Source organism: Archaeoglobus sp., from assembly GCF_017656475.1.
Taxonomy (GTDB): domain Archaea; phylum Halobacteriota; class Archaeoglobi; order Archaeoglobales; family Archaeoglobaceae; genus Archaeoglobus.
The window spans coordinates 11,294-28,123 of record NZ_JACDNT010000025.1; the positions used below are offsets into that span (position 1 = coordinate 11,294).

Sequence of the window (16,830 nt, forward strand, 5' to 3'; positions counted from 1 at the left end):
ATATCGCAAGGTATATATATCCTTTCGTTCCGGATGCTACGACAGGTGGTATTATGAGACGGTTAGTGTTGGCCATAACGATACTGCTTCTCGCTGCATCAGTAGCCTCAGCACTCGATTATGAAGACAAGCCAGACATAGCAGTCTCCTTTTACGGTTCGAACTATTTCGAGAGGGGAGATCAGAAGACTCTTACACTGGTCGTGTACAACAACGCAACAAGGGAAAAGGTTGAGTACGACAACATGGATGAAGCGGGATTTTTCGGCCAGAACGAGGATATGCTCTTCACGGCATACGATGTGAAGTTCACGCTTGAAGGCAACGACTACATCGAGGTGAAAACCCCCACGCAGAGCATTCCCGCCCTGCCACCTATGCAACCCACAACCCTGAACTTTGTCATCAAGATCAGCGACGATGCCAAAGCTGGAAAATACGAGCTCAACTTAAAGGCCACGTTTCACAGAATAGATGGATTAAAAACTCTTGAAACATATCCCAACCCGTTTAATCCATCAGAACCCTACATACCCGTCCAACAGCAGGTTCAATACGAGATAGTTAATGGCCAGGAGACAGGAAACGGAACAAAGATATATATCTACCAGTCAATGCTCAAAAAGTATGAAATAGACTACATAAAAGTGACCAAAACAATACCAATCGTTATTTACGTTGAGGAGAAAAGTGTCGTGCTTGAAGTAGTCAGTGTACAGTCCGAAGACCTGATTGGCAAGGGTAAGGGCAAGATAACCGTTGAAGTTAGAAACAACGGAGATAAGACGGCAAGGAGTGCGTACCTCGTCCTCGACACGCCTTCAGGTATAACGGCTCAGGGACTTGCCCTGCAATCACAGGGGCTTACCGCAATGCCCGCAGGTATGATGCCGGGGATGAGTTCGATGCCGATGGGGATGCCAATGGGATTGCCTGGAATGGGCGGCATGCAGGGTGGCCAAATGCCCTCTACGACATCATCCCTCTCCACAACCAAAGCTGCCTACTATGTCGGGGATCTTGAACCGGGAGAAACTGCAAACGCGACCTTCTATCTCAAACTTGATGTGAAGGACGAAGGGGTTTATCCACTCCACATAAAGGCGGTTTATCTGGATGACTACGAGAGGCTAACGGAGAGCGAGAGCACGACATTCGGAATTCACGTCAAAGCGGCACCGAGCTTCGAGGTGGTTGATGTCAAAAGCTCTGTTTTCGTGAATGCGAAAGGAGATGTGACGGTAAAGCTCAGACCCTCTACGGACTTGAAAGACGCGAGCGTGATACTGACCGCAAAACAGCCACTGAGCGTTTTAAGTGCCGAGTACTACGTTGGTGATGTTAGAGCTGGAGAAGAATTTACCGCTGTTTTCAAGGTGAAGGCGGGTGACGAGGCAAAACCCATAACCTATCCAGCGGAGATAACGGTAAAGTACAAGACCATGGACGAGTACTTCGAGATTGATCCGGTGACCGTAGGAGTGAAGGTAAATCCGAAGATGAAGTTTGAGGTCTATGGAACTCCGAAAATTGCAGCGGGAGGCGAGGGTGTGGTTACACTCACAATCAAAAACGTTGGAAATTTCACGATAAGGGAGGCCACTGCAAGGTTGACGATAACAGATCCTTTCTCTTCGAGTGATGACACGGCATACATAGGAACGCTAAAACCCGGACAAACGGCTGAGGTAAAGTTCAGGCTCAGCGTAGATGCGGATGCAACTCCAAAGAAGTACGGATTAAATCTGGAAGTAAAGTACAAGGATCTGGAGGATGAGTGGGCTATAAGCGAGCCTACGAAGGCTGTGATCGAAGTTACACCGCCGCAGCCACCTTACGGTGCGATTGCTTTGGTTGCTATAATAGCCATCGTAGCAGTTGCGTACTACTACCTGAGGAGGCGCAGGAAGTGAGCTTTGAAGATTTTCTCGAAAAAATTTCGAAATTTATTGCAAAAAGGCCAGGACTCGTGGTCTCGGTTACGGCTTTAGTCGTCGTAGTCTTCCTGATTTCCGCCTCACAGACAGAGTACACGTCTATGGAATACGAGAGATACTTTCCGATCGGCGATCCGGTTTACAAGGACCTCCAACTCTACGAAAAGGACTTTGGAGTTAGAGCTGAGGGAGTTTACGTAATGATTAAGAGTGACAATGTGGTGAGCAGAGATGTCTATGAGTACATGCTCAAATTGGGAGAGAATCTGAAGAACGTTGACGGCGTAGGAGGTGTGACGTCTCCGGCTTCGATAATTGCAGAGCTGAACGGTGGAGTTTTGCCAAGCGATGAATCACAGCTTGAACGTTTGACCGATCTCTACGCACATCAGCTCGTTCCTAAAAAAACGCTCGCACTGATGCTGGTGACCATAACTGTAACAGATCCAGATAAAACGATGGAGCTCGCCGAGCAGATAGAGAGGGTTGTTGAGTTCACGCACAGGCCAGCAGGAATAACAACCGAAGTCACGGGATCACCAGTTTTGGGTCATCAAATCGTCAAAGTATCTGAAAAGGAGACAGGGATGACGACGACGGCTTCAATAATTGCAATGGTCGTTCTGCTCCTTGTAACGTTCAGTGGGGCCGTCAGGAGAAAATACACCGCCTTCATGCCCCTCATTATCTCCATACTCTCCGTGATAGTCATAGTCGGTCTTCTACCTCTTGCTGGCATAAAGCTCGACCCGGATATAAGCTCAACTCTGCCGATACTAATTGGGTTGGCAATCGAATATGCTGCACAGATCCAGAACAGGTACGAGCACGAGAGAGTGAGAGGAGTCGATAGAGACAATTCGGTTGTTATAGCTGTAACAAAAACTGGCTTAGCCGTAATCCTTGCTATGCTCACCACAGTCATAGGCTTCATGTCCATGGCCACAACCTTAATTCCGGGGATCGCACTTTTCGGAATAATCATGTCTTTGGGCCTGATAATCGCCTACATCTTCTCGATAACATTCCTTCCAGCAATTTTGAAGATACTGGATAAAGAAGAGAAAGAAGGAGAAGAGAAAACAACGGAAGTAAAGGAGGAAAAGAGGGGAGTCGGAATTTTGGAGAGGGTTCTAACTTCCGTAGCATCTCTCACCGCATCAAAACCCAAAGCCATACTCGCTTTGGCTCTTGTAGTCATAGTGTTCGGGGCTTACGCGAACACGCAGATAAAACTTGAAACAGACACCAAGAAGTACTTCCCGGAGAACCTGCCGGCAATGGTGAGATTCAACGAGCTTGAAGACATCATGGGTGAGCAGTACATTTACACAATCGTTCTCTCAGTCGATGAGATCGGCGTTGATGAGCTTAAAAGATTGGACGAGCTTGGAGAGTACATCATGAACAAGGAGGACATGGTTTACAAGTCCGACTCCCTATCCTCGCTGATAAAGGAATATCTGGGCAGGCTGCCAGAAAGCGATGCCGAGCTTTCTGCGATTCTGAGCATGATACCAGAGGATGTTCTGACGAGGTACGTTTCGGGTCACACTCTCGCCTTGTATCTCTACACATCCGCAGACACTCAGGACAAGAGGGTGGAGCTAACGGAATACCTTAAGAAGGACGTGAGATTCTTTGGGTGGCATGAAGGCTACTACATAACTGGCCAGCCTGTGATAATGGCACATCTCGGCGAAATAATGCTGAACAGCCAGACTCAGATGACCTTGGTTGCTTACGGACTTATCGTTCTACTGCTCTTTGCAACCTACCGTTCGATAACAAGGGCGGTAGTTCCCTTAGTTGCCATAACGACCGTTATCGGTGTTCTCAACACAATGATGTTCTTAGTAGGAATGAAGCAGACAATAATGTCCATAGCAATAAACTCGATAACTCTCGGTTTGGGAATAGACTTCTCCATTCATATGGCCGAGAGGTACGCTGAGGAGAGGGAAAGGCATCCGCCAGAGAAGGCGGTCACAGTTGCAATAGAGGAGACTGGAAAAGCAATAGTCACATCTGCTTTAACAATGGCTGGAGGTTTTGGGGCTCTAATGCTCTCAACATTCCCTATGCTCTGGGACTTCGGCTTTCTGTCCTTTATTGCGATAGTATTTAGTCTGATCGGAGCTTTAACAGTGGTTCCTGCTTTCCTGATGATCACGGAGAAGTTCAGAGGGGTGGATATTGTTAACAATCTGTCAAACGCGTTGAACAGCAGACCGGCCTGATTAACTTACGAAACAAAATAAGAGGTTCAAAGTATAGGCACGTGACTAAAGCTAATACAAATTCTCTCCGCGCTCCCGCAGGAAGAGGTTAACAGATACATTTCTGGAGGGCAGATAGCAGTTCATTTCGCCTCAAACGCCGACAGTCAGGACGAATACATTTCAACGCACAAGAGCATCATCCGGGATGTGGAGTTCTTCGGCTGGATTGGGGGGTACTACGTTACAGGTGGGCCGGTAATCTACGGAGAAATGGGAAGGCTTATGACCTCCGGCCAGACGACCATGACACTCGTGGCTTATGCTCTTATCATCATACTTCTTCTTGCGGTATACCGCTCAATAAGAAAGGCAGTAGTCCCGCTGATAGCGATAACGTCCGTCATTGGAGTTATGAACACAATAATGTTTCTAACTGGTACAAAGCAGACGATGATAAGCATTGCCCTTAATTCAATCACTCTCGGTCTCGGTATAGACTTCTCCATCCACGTCCTTGAGAGATACTTCGAGGAGAGGGAAGCGTATTCACCTGTTGAAGCCGTGAGAAGAACGATTGAGAGGACGGGAAAGGCGATAACCACATCTGCATTGACAATGGCAGGTGGTTTCGGCTCGCTGATGTTCTCAACATTCCCCATAATGCAGAACTTTGGCTTTATAGCTCTCGTAGCGATTCTGTTTTCCCTTCTTGCAGCCTTAACCGTCGTTCCGGCATTTCTGATGCTCACGGAAGGAATTGAAGAAAAATTACACTCAGTAGTTAATAAATCCAAAAACATCACATGACAATGAGAATGAGGAAAATTTAATATACTTTTTATCACATTTTCGGTTGATGCTGGGAAAAATTTACTCTGTATTAGGTACTGGTTCATGTTTTATAAAAGGTGGTGAGGTTGTTGATAGTTACCTTCTCAGCGACAAAGAAATAAAGCTTATTGAAGAAATCGCAAAAGTAACACCTCATTTGCCTGAAAAGTTCAAGATAGGCTTTTTTGAGCACGAAGAGGGAAAAGCAATCGTTTTAAGGCATGGTGAGGGTTTTATTTGTTTTCCGGCAAAGTCTGACAACGTTATGAATGAGCTTAGGAGAGTGGAGGCGGAAGTTTATGATAAAATCCTATCTCATTAAAACGGGTGAAGAACTAAGAGAACACGGTGAAGTTCCTGCAGAATACAGGGAGCTGTTTTCAATTTTATTGGAAAATAAAATTAAAAATGCTGTGCTCCTTCTCAACGATGAGGCTTTGTATTTTGAGAGCGGCGCCGTTTCCGGACTTGTTGAGGTTGACAGAAAGCACATTGGAGCAGCAAAGATTCTCCTTAGAAAAGTTGCGAGAGAGGCAAAAAAGGTTGATCTCTCCTCCGTTGAAGAGGCATTTAAATTAGCGGAAGAGCTTGAAAAGGCTGATTTGAATGGGATTGCAAAATTTTTAAGGTGATGGTATGCTGTATGAGGTTCTGGCAATAGTTTCGGGAGGAGTGTTAGGTTTTGGCGTTACGTGGGCGTACTTAAGCCATGCAATAAAAGAGGAAAAGACCAAAGAGGGGGAAATGAGGAGAGTCAAAGTTTCTGCAGTAACGTCTTCAATCGAGCCAAAAGCGGAGGTCAAAATTGATAAGCCACCTTCAGACCTCTCTGAGTTTGTTGAGTATCTCAGCAACAAATACATGCTGAGCGATGTAACTCTACTGACTCCTGATGGCCTTCCGATAGCATCCAACAGCTCTGCACCTGAAGAGGACGCGGCAATTGCACCAGAACTGCTTAAAGTCGGAAAAGGTCTGTTAAACTCCAGCAGAATTATTATAAGTGGAGAAAATACAAGGGTTCTCGTAATGCAGATTACACCAGACATCATGCTTCACGCCAGAGTGGCAAGGGATATTTCAAGAAGGGAAATTGAGAGGATTGGTGATGAGGTAAAAATGGTTCTGGAGGGGATAGTATGATACCTATCATCGCTCTGATTGCGCTCTTAACGTTGCAAGCCTCGCCAGGTGATATCCTTAGCATCAACGTAACGGATGTGGCAATGCTAACTGTCAGTGATGAATGCATGTACTTCGTGGATAACCTGCAGCCGTCAATCAACGCCACGCCCGGAGAATACGCTTTGAAGATTGGCATAAACTGCACTCCAGGCTTGAAAGAGGTTTATGCTAACGGTGAGGTTTTGGCCAGGATAGAGGTGAATGAGACCTCAATAGACTACCAGAGCTATGCAGCAAAGTTGGAAAAGGAAAATCTCGCTCTGGAGAAGGAAGTTAAGAGTCTCGAAGAGAAGCTGAAAGAGCTAAAGTCTCAGCTTGAAGACCTGCAGAGGAATGCAAAAATGCTGCAGATTCAGAATGAAATGCAAAAGCAGCAGATTGAAGAACTTGAGAAGGAGTTAGAAGGGGCAAGTTTAAAGCTTCAGAAGAAAACGGGAGACCTCGAAAAATTGAGACAGGAGCTTGAAGAGCTTAACAGGCAGAGCAGCCTATACAAAACCGCAACGTTCTTCATGGTATCTCTCTTCGTCGGTTCCTTCGTTGCCCTTGTGTTTGTATCGAGGAAGGAGTGATTTTTTGATTTTACCTCTTTTTTGCCAATTCAGGTTTTGGGACAAAATTCACCAATACCTTTTTGAAGCGTTTTATTCAGCCTCTGTTATAGTTAAAATTTGTCTATCTCTGAATATAGGTTTTGCGCACAATTCTAAAACAATAACGAATCTCCGGCTTTATTTCTCCATCTATGTGTCTGGTACCATAATTCAGGGTAAAATAGAATGAAGAAAAGTTATATCAGCAAAAACACAGCGTAAGATTTTTATAATGTTCGATAGAAATTAAAATGTCATGCAAAACATTTTGAGATGCCAAAGGGGGGAGGGAGTAGTTTTGTCCCAAAGCCGCCAATTCACCAAATCTTAAATAAATCGATTTTCGAATCCCCTCAATGCACATTCCCGATGATGTCCTGAGGTTATGGGATAAGTATGGCCTTGACGAGGGAGTTAGGAGACACTGCCTTACTGTAGCAAGAATTGCATTGAAGATTGCCGAAAAAATTCGCGAGAATAGTCACGACGTTGATATGGATGCTGTTTTGAGAGGGGCGCTGCTGCACGACATTGGCAGGGCTGTAACTCACGATCCGTTTCAGCACTTCGTTAAGTCTGCCGAGATACTGAGGAAGGAGAACGTTGATGAGAAGATTGTAAGGGTTGCTGAAAGGCATTTCAGCGCAGGAATCACAGCAGAAGAGGCAAAGAAGCTTGGTCTTGAGCCAAAGGACTACATGCCAGAAACGCTTGAGGAGAAGATAGTGAGCTTCGCTGACAACCTCGCAATGGGAGATAGAGAAGAAACATTCGAGGAGTTCATGAAAAGGCTCGATGAGATAGACAGGAAGAATCCGGAAATGCGATGGTTGACGGAGAGAACAAGAGAAAGAGCGAGAAGAATCAAGGAAGAGCTTGAAAGGTTAAGCAGCTTGGTGTTCTGATGCTCCACATCCTTCTTCTGTTTTTGGCTGTCCTCGCAGTGTCATCAGCCGCAATATTTGCATTCCTCGCGTCAGTTCCGGGGGTTGTGGCTGCTTTCTGGAGACTGGCCATCTCCATCCCCTTCCTTTTGCTGATATACAGGCCGAAAAAAGTGAAGGTAGCAAAAATGGCTGTTCTGGCTGGACTCGCCTTGGCTCTCCACTTCTCTTTCTGGATAGAATCCCTTTTCCATGCTTCAATAGCCGTCAGTACGACAATAGTCTGCACACATTCCCTCTTCTCCGGACTCTTCGCCTACCTGTGGGGTGAAAAGCCGAGGCCAAATCAAGTGGCTGGTGTGCTCATTGCAATGGTCGGTGTTTACCTTCTCAGCGGTGCAGATGCGGGGGCTGATGCCTACGGAATACTGCTGGCACTTGCCGGAGCTGTCGCGGGTGGATATTACTTTGCATCTGCAAGGTTTGCAAGAAGTGTTGACTTCCCCTCTTACTTGTTGACAACTTACTCTTCAGCAGCGTTTTTTTCCATGCTCGCCTGCCTTCTGACCTCTCAACCGATTTTCGGCTACTCTGTTAGCACATGGACTTACCTCATTCTCATGGCACTTATTCCGATGCTGATAGGCCATTCCCTCCTCAACTACCTTCTGAGGCACATGGAGGTTCTGCCGGTGACAGCAAGCGTAATCGGAGAGGCTGTTGGAGCCGCAATTCTTGCAGCAGTCTTCCTGAACCAGACCTTGGAGCCTCAGGCCTACATTTACATGCTCATCATCCTTTCCGGAATTGCCCTAACTTTCCTCAGTCCAAAGCAGAGAAACAACAACGGCAAAGGCTAAGCTGGCTATGAATCCCGGAAGCACAGAGTAAACCGGGATTCCGGCAATGAATATTGTTTTTCCATACATCGCGAATGTTAGGAGAGTCACCACAAATCCTGCAACCATGCTTAGCCTTGCTGCATGCTTGTTCATCCTCTTCCAGTAGAGTCCCAGCATTATTGGGAAGAAGAAGCAGTTGGTCATCAGCGATAATGCAGCCCAGATGAACCACGCAAGGAGATTCTGCGGGAACAGAGCTACAGCGAGAGAACCAAAGCCAATTAAGGGAACGACAAGCATGTTGATTTTCCTGAGCGAGTTTTCAGACAGATTTTTACCGAGAGCATTCTTCAGAACATCATAGCTTATGTTGTTCGCAGCTGTGAGGATTAGCCTGTCAGTCGTGGACATCACTCCAGCCAGAATTGTGGGTAAAAGCAGGACGAAAAGCCAGTAAGGCAGAGCTCTGCTTGCTATCGTCGGATACGCCATGTCCGACCACTTGACCTCTACGCTTCCAAGAGTAAGGCTTGGAATGTCAATCATCCCCTCAGCCCAGGCGACTCGTGCCGCAATACCGGCGAGAGATGTGAGAAATATTGCTGAAAAGCCGATTACATACATGACCAGCGGCCCCCATCTGGTGTACTCGATTTTTCTGAAGGTCAGCATGTTGTTAACGATGTGTGGTGCAACCATTAGGCCAAGAGGAACGGTTAATCCGAAAAGCGTGATGTTGTAAACCCAACCTGCGAGGGGGACTGATGCGGGGGCAAAGGGCTTGCTGAGGTACTTTGCGAACATGAAGTCCTCCGGAACGCCTCTCGTAGCATTCTGGATTTCTGGCAGCATTAAAAGGGCCTGGTTCATGGCCTCAAATCCACCGACCCACGCTATTATGAATGGTACTGTGATGTAGATGCCGAAGAGCATCAGAATTGACTGCAGGAATGTTGTCCAGGCTGTTGAAAACATTCCCCCGCTCATGACGTAGGCAACAACAATTACCGCAGCGATGACTGCCCCCATCCAGTAGGGAATGCCCAGAACGACGTAGCTAACAACACCGATAGCGGTGTACTGGCCTATCAGGTAAACAAAGCATGTTACTGCGGATATCAATCCCGCAAGAATTCTGATTACCTTTGGATCATTGTAGCGGTACGCGAGATAATCCTGGATTGTGAGAATCCCGTTTTTTTCCTTGAGATTGAACAGCTTGTAGCCTATTAGGATCGTACCAAAAGCTATGGCGAAAGGAGGGCCAATTATCCTCTCCCACACATTAGCGTAGCCAGTTGTAAAGGCCAGACCTGCAACACCAATGAGGGTCATTCCGCTGAAGACGCTTCCTATCATCAGGAGGCAGTACGTCCAGAATCCTAGCTGACCACTGGCAGCAACAAAATCTGCAACCGTCTTTGTCCTTTTCGCCCCGTAGTATGCTATGATAGCTATTGCCAAAAGGTAGGCCAAAAAAACTCCTACTGCTAGCAAAAAATCACCTCCATTTTAATCCCCAGATTAGCAGGATTATGATTTGAACGGTAACAGTCACACTGATACTCGCAAACGTTATGGCTTCCATTCCGAACATGCACTTATGAGCCAAACTCGCAAATAAAAGAATTTCCATTTTTGCTGAGCCTTGTTAGTCACTGAACACCTTCCGGCTTAAATCTGAGAATTGCAGCAATTCCACCAAACGCCTTGTAGAGCATCTCCCCTTCATCACTCTCTGTTGAAAGGAACTCGACCTTTGCTCCGGTGCTCTCTGCTAGCTCTGAAAGCTCAAGCACTATATCCCTCCTCTCAACCTCTTCCATCTCAACGTTGTCCTCTTCGCAAAACGGCGGCTTCTCTATGCCTTCTCTTACCGTAACCTCAACCTCCTTGCCGCATTTGGGACAGCGGTACTTGACCCTCTCGTACCTCAGGTCTTCAGAGAGAAGCAGCGTATCAACAGCTCCAAGTTCTATGTACCTTCTGACCTCCTCCTCACCGTAGGCTGCAAGCCCGTCTCTGGCCACCTCCTTGAGGAATCTCTGCATCAGGTTCTTTTCTCTGATTATGTCAACTTCCTGCAAAACGTCTTTCGCCTTCTCCACAAGCTCGTACAATCCAGATTCATCAGTGTAGCCGACATCAAACAGTCCAAGCACCTTTCTCTGCAACTCGTGGTGCAGATACTCACCCTCGTAAAACTCCTCTTTTGTTGGCGATGGCCCTCCAATCAGAATGCCTACCAGCTTGTCCTTGTAGGGAAGCAATGCTTCACTCGCCATCTCTCCCACCTTCTTGTAGAACTCGTGAATGGCTATCTCCCTCAGCCTCTCGAATCTGACGCTGCTCTGCCCTCCCTGCCTGTGCTTTCCTGGAACCATCGATGTATCCCAGTCAAGAACCTCTATCCTCTTGCCCTTCAGAAGTCCCACAGTAGCTTCCCTTCGGTCGAGGACGAGGAGTCCGTAGAGCTTCTTCTCCGTAAGCATCTCCTTGAGAGGTTCAAGATAGAACTTTGAGTCGCAGTGATACTTGTAAAGCGGAACAGGTTCGGGAGGCTCTATTATTTCGGTTATATGCTTCTCTTTACCATTTACGTTGACAACTCCGCTTATTATGACCATCCCGTTTTTTGGAGGTTTTCTGAAGTGCTTAAGTCTGTTCAGAATCGCCTCTATCCCCGCAAGAACGTTTGTTCTCGTTTGTTTTGACTTTATGTTTGAAGCCTGACTCAGCTCACTCCTGAGCTGATTTGAAACGTCAGCAATATTTTTATCAGGAGGAATATATAAAGTAATTAACTCGGTACCCCTACCTTTGTACTTTTCAAGCTCTTCCAGCTTCCTCTTGAACTCGTACATCATCTTCTGTGACATCATACCACCTCGTGGCTTCTCCTGTACTGCCAGGCCCTAATAGCCCTGAGCAGATCTATTTTTCTGAACTCAGGCCAGTAGACATCGCAGAAGTATGCGACGCTGTTCACAGCCTGCCACGGAAGGAAGTTCGAGAGTCTCTGCTCCCCACCCGTCCTTATTATCAGGTCAACCTTAGAATACTTCCCTTCACCATATAAATGTTCCTCAAGCATTTTTTCATCAATCTCATCCGGCTTTACTTCCCCTCTCTTGACCCTCATTAAGATTGCTTTTACAGCATCTATAATCTCCTGCCTCCCCCCGTAGGCCACAGCGACGTTCAGGTAGTGTTTTCTGTGGTTTTTGGTGGTCTCCTCAACCTCTTTTATCGTTTCTCGAAGACTTTCGGGCAGATATTCTTTCTTACCCACAACTCTAACCCTCAGCTCCCTCTCGTAAGTCCTTCTGTCCTTCAGTAGTCTCCTAAGCTCCTGCTCAAGAAGTCGGAAAATGTTTCTTCTTTCCCTTTCGCTCCTCTTGAAGTTTTCAGTTGAAAAGGCGTAGAGTGTTAGCATCTTAACTCCCAGCTCCCAGCACCAGTCGAGAACCTCTTCAGCCTTCTTTGAACCGAAAAAATGTCCCTCATGTGGTTCCAGACCTTTTTTCCTCGCAAATCTCCTGTTTCCGTCCATAATGATGGCTATATGTTCAGGAATCGCTCCGCTCTTTACGCTCCTCAACAACCTCTTTTCATAAATTTTATGGAGTATCATCGAATTCCTCAACAATTCTCCTTACCAGGTCCGCGTACTCGCTCTTGAGGTAGTACCTGTTCTTCTCTCCAAGCTCGGTTTTGAGTATTCCAAGCCTTGCCGAAATCAGGCCAACCATCGCAGAAACTCCCCTTGGGCTTATCGAGTATCCCTTCTTCGCCAAAACTTCGTGTATTTCGTTAGTTGTGAACTTCTTTCCTTCAAGGAGTATCTTTAGCAGTTCTTTTCTCAGACCGTTTTTGTCCCTTTCGAGATATTTCCTTACCCTCGCCTCGACCTCTCCGTTCATGCCACACCTCAGATTTCCATTAACTCAAGCACCAGCCGGTTATAAGTTGGATATCTTTCGACTATCATGAGCCTTAACCCTTCAGATTTTAAAGCTTCTCGGATTTCCTCGTCCAGTTCTGGAGTTGTCTCAATGCAATTTTCAAACCTTACAAATTCTTCTCCGGATTCGCTGAGAATTTTTTCTGCTGTTTTCAGCTTCTCTTCATTTCCCTCTATTCTAATGCATACAAGTGTGCCGTCTCTTGTTACTTCATAGAATTCTGGATGATTCATCGCCATCCTTATCAGCCTCCTTCTAAACTGGGCTACATCTTTAAACCTCGCGCTGCAGTAGTGGAACTTCTCGGCCTTCTCGTACTTTTTAACGATTCTCTCAGTCTCGCTGTCATCGACATAGTAATCGACAACTCTATACCTCTCTGCCAATTTCTCCCAGTTGCTCTCACTCACTTCAAGCTGATTTACGTTGAGGAAGGCATCGTTTCTGTTTACTATCTCAACTATCTTCTCCTCATAGCGGATTGCTGGAATCTCAAAACCTGCATCCATTCCCAGTTTTTTCGCAACTCTGATGGACTCCTCGTACTTTTCCGGATTTTTCAATTCGGGAGGGTGGAAGCGGATTTCATCAAGCCCATTAAGCTTTTTCAACTTCTCCCCTGCAGGTAGAGAAGTGTAAAGGTGGACGTGAAGGTCAAGCTTCTTCGCCATTTTAAGATATTCCCGAACTCTCTCCAGTTTAAGCAGAGGCTCTCCCCCAGTGATCGCAATCCCTTCCGCATCCATCATTTTGAGTTCCTCGATAACATCATCAAGGCTTTTTACCGGCCTCTCGTTGGCAAAAACGACATCTTTTCTTATCTTTTCCCTCGAAACGGGGCAGTAAAAGCATGAGTTGTTGCAGATGCCTGTTATGAATAATACAAGCTTGGAGCCTCTTCTGCAGAGCTTACACCCTTCCGGGAGGTATGTGTAGCGACTTCCTGCCTCGATTCTTCTCATAGCGCTGCCTTTATTCTCTCCTTCACCCACTCCACTCCGAGAGATTTTATGAAGTACCCCACCCTTGGGCCGTAGGTCTTGCCAAGAATGGCCTTGTAAATGGCCTGAAAGGCCTTTGAGGGCTTAATTCCCAACTCCTTTGAGACATCATACACGAGGGTGTGTATTTCTTCCGGCGACATGTCGTTCTGCAACCTTTCCGCATAAGTCCTGAGGAACTTCTCCTCCTCCTCACTGAAATCAACGCTGACCTTTTCCGGAATTTCGAATTTTATTCTGTCTGGAGCATACTTTTCAATCCACTTTTTCGCGTACTTCAACCTTCTCTCAACATCCTTCCTCGTTATCTCGTCAACTCTGTATCCCGTCCTCTCTATAATTTCGAGAACCTTGTCCAAATCCCAGTTTGCAATCTGGCCAACAACAATCAGATGACGGAAGGGGACATCTGAGTAAACCACATCTCCAACCAAGCTAAGTTCAACGCTCCTGTCCTTCTCCTTAAATTTCTCCTCGAACTCCTCAACAAGGTCAAGCAGCCCCAATCCAGGGTCGAACTCGATATGCCTCTCTGGTTTGACTCTAATAGTAATGTACCTCACTATTTCGGGAGGAATTACCTCAACCATTTCCCGGACGGGAATTACGATTCCCTTCGAGCTTTTCATAGCTCCCTTTCCCTTGAGATGAATCCACTCGTATGGGACTGGATAGGGGGGCTCGTAATTGAAAATCTCCCTTGCGATTCTCACTCCCGTGTCGTAGCTCCCTCCGGCGGCAGCATGGTCTTTTCCAAACGGCTCACACGTTATCTTCAAAATCTGCCATCTCGCAGCCCAATCAACTCTCCACGTGAGCTTTCCCCCACCCGCATAACCAACCTTCCCACTGTAGCCACACTCGCACTCGTAGTATATCCAGCTCTCATCGAAGGACTTCACTTTTGCTGAGTTAATCCTCCCACAGTTTTCGCATAGGGGCATGAAGGGATACCAATCCTCCTCAAGCTCTCTTCCAGTCACTTCAGCTATGATTCTGGCAATTTCATCTCTCTTGCTTAAAGCAATCCTCGTATTTTCCTCGTAAAGGCCATCTTTATACATCTGATAAGCCCTGCGAACCTCTACCGGAATGCCAAGAATTTCAAGAGATTCGAGGAAGGGTTGAAGGAAGTGTTCGGAATACGAATCGTGACAACCTTCTGGATCGGGAATCTTACAGAGGGGCATTCCTACGTAGTTCTCATATTCCTCCGGCAAAAAGGGATATCTCTTTCTCAGAGGGTCGAAATCATCTGCTATGTACACTATTTTTGCCTCTCCACCTGCATCAACGAGAGCTCTCCTGATTGCGTCTGCTGTAACCATCTCCCTCAGATTGCCGAGATGAATATGTCCTGAAGGTGAGATGCCGGTGGCTATTCTATGGGAATTAGACCTTTTCAGTAACTCTGCTGCAATCACATCAGCCCAGTGCATCGGTCAAGCTGTGGCGGTGCTGTTTTTAAACTTGCCTTTATCGAGATTGCAATGTTGGGAAAAAGGTTTAAATAAAAAGCGTATTAAATCTTAGCGTCGAGGTGATATTAAATGAGATTCTTCATAATCGGATTTGGACAGGCAGGAGGAAAGATACTGGACATGTTCATCGAAAATGAGAAAATGAGAGGCTCAAACATCAGGATGAGATGGCTTGCGATAAACTCCGCTAGAACCGACTTAATGGGTTTGAAACACGTTCCCGTTCAGGATCGCATTCTAATTGGCCAGACACTCGTTAAGGGGCATGGAGTTGGAACCGACAACAAGATGGGCGCGAGAGTAGCTCAAGAGGACATCGAGACGATTTTGAACGCAATTGATGAGAGAGGTACGCACGACATGGATGCTTTCCTGATTATTGCAGGTCTCGGTGGAGGGACTGGGAGCGGTGGTGCACCAGTCCTCGCCAAATACCTTTCCGAAATGTATTCGGAGCCGGTTTACGCTGTTGGAATTCTTCCTGCCCCTGAGGAGGGGAAGCTTTACTCCCTCAATGCCGCGAGAAGCATGATTTCAATGCTGAAGTACGTTGACAACCTGATTCTCGTGGACAACGGAGCGTGGAAGTTCGAGGGCACAAGCCTTAAGGAATCATTTGGGAAGATTAACGAGGAGATAGTGAGAAGGCTTGCTTTGCTGGCTAGGGCTGGAGAACCGATTGAGGAAGATGTGGTTGGAGAAATGGTTGTTGACAGCAGTGAAGTTGTGAACACTCTCCGCGGTGGTGGGATTTCATCGATCGGCTACGCAACAACGCTTGCCGAATCGGCTGAGAAAAAGAAGAAAAAAGGTTTCAGACTCTTTGGCAGGAAAGAAGAGGAGGAGCTTGAGGCTCTGGAGAATGATAAGCCGATGAAAATCGCCACTTTAGTAAGGAGAGCAGCACTTGGAAGGTTAACTGTGCCGTGCAACATTCACAGTGCAGAAAGAGCCCTCATCCTCGTGGCTGGCCCACCTGAGCATCTTGACAGAAAGGGGTTGGAGAAGGCCAAGATCTGGCTTGAGGAGCAGATTGCAGGTGTGGAAGTGAGAGCTGGAGATTACCCGACTAGGAGAACTAAATACGTTGCAGCATTAGTCCTGCTTGCAAACGTTACAGACATTCCAAGAGTTAAGGAGTTGCAGAGACTCGCAGCGGAGGCAAAGGAGGAAGCTGAGGAAGCAGAGAAAATGAGAATGGCCAAAACAATAGAGCTATTCGATGAAGACATAGAACCGCTGATCTAATGAGATTTGTTGTGGCTTTAACGGGAGCTTCCGGGCAGATACTTGGGATAAGGCTCATCGAGAAGCTGATAGAACTTGGAGCTGAGGTTTACGCAGTGGCTTCTGCTGCCGCCAAAATAACTCTGAAGATAGAGTCAGACTACGATGAGGGCTATGTGAGAGAGATTGCCACCAAGTATTACGATGAAGATGAAATTGCTGCACCGTTCGCCAGTGGAAGCTTCAGGCATGACGGAATGGCAATCGTTCCCTGCAGCATAAAGACCGCCTCATCTATCGCTTATGGCATAGCCGACAACCTGATAACTAGGGCTGCTGATGTTACACTTAAAGAAAAGAGGAAACTCGTTCTAGCTGTTAGAGAAGCGCCACTTCACACAGGGCATCTTAGAACCCTTACAACCCTTTCCGAAATTGGTGCGGTGATTTACCCACCCGTCCTTTCCTTTTACACCAAGCCAAAGAATCTGGATGATATGGTTGACCACACGGTTTCGCGGATCATCGAGCTGCTTGGTGTTGAGGTGGATTACAAAAGGTGGGGGTAAAAAGAAAACATTTTTCTTTTACGAACACAAGCTCCTGCATGGCGGTTATTGTAGGTGCTGCAAGAACTCCTGTGGGCAGATTCGGCGGCAGTT

17 protein-coding genes are annotated in these 16,830 nt (G+C 46.7%); 11 read left to right on the plus strand and 6 right to left on the minus strand.

All coding sequences use genetic code 11. From position 1 onward, the window contains the following. Positions 1 to 53 precede the first annotated feature (53 nt). The 9 genes from H0Z19_RS08085 (at position 54) to H0Z19_RS08125 (ending at position 8,512) form a co-directional block, all read left to right on the plus strand. Entirely contained in the window at positions 54 to 1,913 is a 1,860-nt protein-coding gene (locus H0Z19_RS08085; RefSeq protein WP_290725578.1) for an S-layer protein, read from the plus strand. Continuing rightward, positions 1,910 to 4,177 (plus strand): hydrophobe/amphiphile efflux-3 (HAE3) family transporter, encoded by a 2,268-nt coding sequence (locus H0Z19_RS08090; RefSeq protein WP_290725580.1) that lies wholly within the window; start codon positions 1,910 to 1,912, stop codon positions 4,175 to 4,177. Before H0Z19_RS08085 ends, H0Z19_RS08090 begins: the two co-directional genes overlap by 4 nt. A 189-nt stretch (positions 4,178 to 4,366) precedes the next feature. Beyond that, entirely contained in the window at positions 4,367 to 4,966 is a 600-nt protein-coding gene (locus tag H0Z19_RS08095; protein ID WP_290725582.1) for an MMPL family transporter, read from the plus strand. A 49-nt stretch (positions 4,967 to 5,015) separates the two neighbouring features. Further along, positions 5,016 to 5,312: a hypothetical protein gene (locus H0Z19_RS08100; protein ID WP_290725584.1), complete on the plus strand. Its 297-nt coding sequence runs from the start codon at positions 5,016 to 5,018 to the stop codon at positions 5,310 to 5,312. After that, positions 5,290 to 5,622 (plus strand): hypothetical protein, encoded by a 333-nt coding sequence (locus tag H0Z19_RS08105; protein WP_290725586.1) that lies wholly within the window; start codon positions 5,290 to 5,292, stop codon positions 5,620 to 5,622. The genes H0Z19_RS08100 and H0Z19_RS08105 overlap by 23 nt, the downstream gene beginning before the upstream one ends. 4 nt (positions 5,623 to 5,626) lie before the next feature. Beyond that, the gene (locus H0Z19_RS08110; protein ID WP_290725588.1) at positions 5,627 to 6,133 is read left to right on the plus strand and encodes a hypothetical protein; all 507 of its coding nucleotides are present in this window, start codon (positions 5,627 to 5,629) and stop codon (positions 6,131 to 6,133) included. Beyond that, positions 6,130 to 6,747 carry a hypothetical protein gene (locus H0Z19_RS08115; RefSeq protein WP_290725590.1) on the plus strand — a complete coding sequence of 206 codons (618 nt, stop codon included), beginning with the start codon at positions 6,130 to 6,132 and terminating at the stop codon, positions 6,745 to 6,747. The genes H0Z19_RS08110 and H0Z19_RS08115 overlap by 4 nt, the downstream gene beginning before the upstream one ends. Positions 6,748 to 7,124: 377 nt before the next feature. Then, positions 7,125 to 7,673, plus strand: coding sequence for a TIGR00295 family protein (locus tag H0Z19_RS08120; protein WP_290725591.1), 549 nt, complete (start codon positions 7,125 to 7,127; stop codon positions 7,671 to 7,673). After that, entirely contained in the window at positions 7,673 to 8,512 is an 840-nt protein-coding gene (locus H0Z19_RS08125; protein WP_290725592.1) for a DMT family transporter, read from the plus strand. The genes H0Z19_RS08120 and H0Z19_RS08125 overlap by 1 nt, the downstream gene beginning before the upstream one ends. On the opposite strand, the gene H0Z19_RS08130 is transcribed toward H0Z19_RS08125, so the two are convergent. The 6 genes from H0Z19_RS08130 to lysS all read right to left on the minus strand — a co-directional run bounded on the left by H0Z19_RS08130 (position 8,465) and on the right by lysS (position 14,899). After that, positions 8,465 to 9,991: a sodium:solute symporter gene (locus H0Z19_RS08130; RefSeq protein ID WP_290725594.1), complete on the minus strand. Its 1,527-nt coding sequence runs from the start codon at positions 9,989 to 9,991 to the stop codon at positions 8,465 to 8,467. The two genes, H0Z19_RS08125 and H0Z19_RS08130, sit on opposite strands and share 48 nt — an antisense overlap. 158 nt (positions 9,992 to 10,149) lie before the next feature. Further along, entirely contained in the window at positions 10,150 to 11,373 is a 1,224-nt protein-coding gene (gene prf1 / locus H0Z19_RS08135) for a peptide chain release factor aRF-1 (protein ID WP_365892584.1), read from the minus strand. After that, a complete protein-coding gene (gene uppS, locus H0Z19_RS08140; protein ID WP_365892586.1) occupies positions 11,373 to 12,128 on the minus strand; it encodes a polyprenyl diphosphate synthase in 756 nt (251 codons plus the stop codon). The genes prf1 and uppS overlap by 1 nt, the downstream gene beginning before the upstream one ends. Further along, complete coding sequence (locus tag H0Z19_RS08145; protein ID WP_290725599.1) at positions 12,115 to 12,417, minus strand: DUF2551 domain-containing protein; 303 nt, start codon at positions 12,415 to 12,417, stop codon at positions 12,115 to 12,117. The genes uppS and H0Z19_RS08145 overlap by 14 nt, the downstream gene beginning before the upstream one ends. 8 nt (positions 12,418 to 12,425) lie before the next feature. Then, complete coding sequence (locus H0Z19_RS08150; RefSeq protein ID WP_290725600.1) at positions 12,426 to 13,421, minus strand: radical SAM protein; 996 nt, start codon at positions 13,419 to 13,421, stop codon at positions 12,426 to 12,428. After that, positions 13,418 to 14,899: a lysine--tRNA ligase gene (gene lysS / locus H0Z19_RS08155; RefSeq protein WP_290725601.1), complete on the minus strand. Its 1,482-nt coding sequence runs from the start codon at positions 14,897 to 14,899 to the stop codon at positions 13,418 to 13,420. Before lysS ends, H0Z19_RS08150 begins: the two co-directional genes overlap by 4 nt. 111 nt (positions 14,900 to 15,010) lie before the next feature. On the opposite strand from lysS, the gene H0Z19_RS08160 reads away from it, so the two are divergent. Together H0Z19_RS08160 and H0Z19_RS08165 are read left to right on the plus strand one after the other, a co-directional pair. Further along, a complete protein-coding gene (locus H0Z19_RS08160; protein ID WP_290725602.1) occupies positions 15,011 to 16,189 on the plus strand; it encodes a tubulin/FtsZ family protein in 1,179 nt (392 codons plus the stop codon). Continuing rightward, positions 16,189 to 16,737: a UbiX family flavin prenyltransferase gene (locus H0Z19_RS08165; protein WP_290725603.1), complete on the plus strand. Its 549-nt coding sequence runs from the start codon at positions 16,189 to 16,191 to the stop codon at positions 16,735 to 16,737. Before H0Z19_RS08160 ends, H0Z19_RS08165 begins: the two co-directional genes overlap by 1 nt. Positions 16,738 to 16,830: the final 93 nt, after the last annotated feature.

What these genes read in the sequence shown, in the direction of transcription:
- H0Z19_RS08085 (WP_290725578.1), top strand. Translation starts at nt 54, where the DNA reads ATGAGACGGTTAGTGTTGGCCATAACGATACTGCTTCTCGCTGCATCA.
- H0Z19_RS08100 (WP_290725584.1), top strand. Translation starts at nt 5,016, where the DNA reads ATGCTGGGAAAAATTTACTCTGTATTAGGTACTGGTTCATGTTTTATA.
- H0Z19_RS08105 (WP_290725586.1), top strand. Translation starts at nt 5,290, where the DNA reads ATGATAAAATCCTATCTCATTAAAACGGGTGAAGAACTAAGAGAACAC.
- H0Z19_RS08110 (WP_290725588.1), top strand. Translation starts at nt 5,627, where the DNA reads ATGCTGTATGAGGTTCTGGCAATAGTTTCGGGAGGAGTGTTAGGTTTT.
- H0Z19_RS08115 (WP_290725590.1), top strand. Translation starts at nt 6,130, where the DNA reads ATGATACCTATCATCGCTCTGATTGCGCTCTTAACGTTGCAAGCCTCG.
- H0Z19_RS08120 (WP_290725591.1), top strand. Translation starts at nt 7,125, where the DNA reads ATGCACATTCCCGATGATGTCCTGAGGTTATGGGATAAGTATGGCCTT.
- H0Z19_RS08125 (WP_290725592.1), top strand. Translation starts at nt 7,673, where the DNA reads ATGCTCCACATCCTTCTTCTGTTTTTGGCTGTCCTCGCAGTGTCATCA.
- prf1 (WP_365892584.1), bottom strand. Translation starts at nt 11,373, where the DNA reads ATGTCACAGAAGATGATGTACGAGTTCAAGAGGAAGCTGGAAGAGCTT.
- uppS (WP_365892586.1), bottom strand. Translation starts at nt 12,128, where the DNA reads ATGATACTCCATAAAATTTATGAAAAGAGGTTGTTGAGGAGCGTAAAG.
- H0Z19_RS08145 (WP_290725599.1), bottom strand. Translation starts at nt 12,417, where the DNA reads ATGAACGGAGAGGTCGAGGCGAGGGTAAGGAAATATCTCGAAAGGGAC.
- H0Z19_RS08150 (WP_290725600.1), bottom strand. Translation starts at nt 13,421, where the DNA reads ATGAGAAGAATCGAGGCAGGAAGTCGCTACACATACCTCCCGGAAGGG.
- lysS (WP_290725601.1), bottom strand. Translation starts at nt 14,899, where the DNA reads ATGCACTGGGCTGATGTGATTGCAGCAGAGTTACTGAAAAGGTCTAAT.
- H0Z19_RS08160 (WP_290725602.1), top strand. Translation starts at nt 15,011, where the DNA reads ATGAGATTCTTCATAATCGGATTTGGACAGGCAGGAGGAAAGATACTG.
- H0Z19_RS08165 (WP_290725603.1), top strand. Translation starts at nt 16,189, where the DNA reads ATGAGATTTGTTGTGGCTTTAACGGGAGCTTCCGGGCAGATACTTGGG.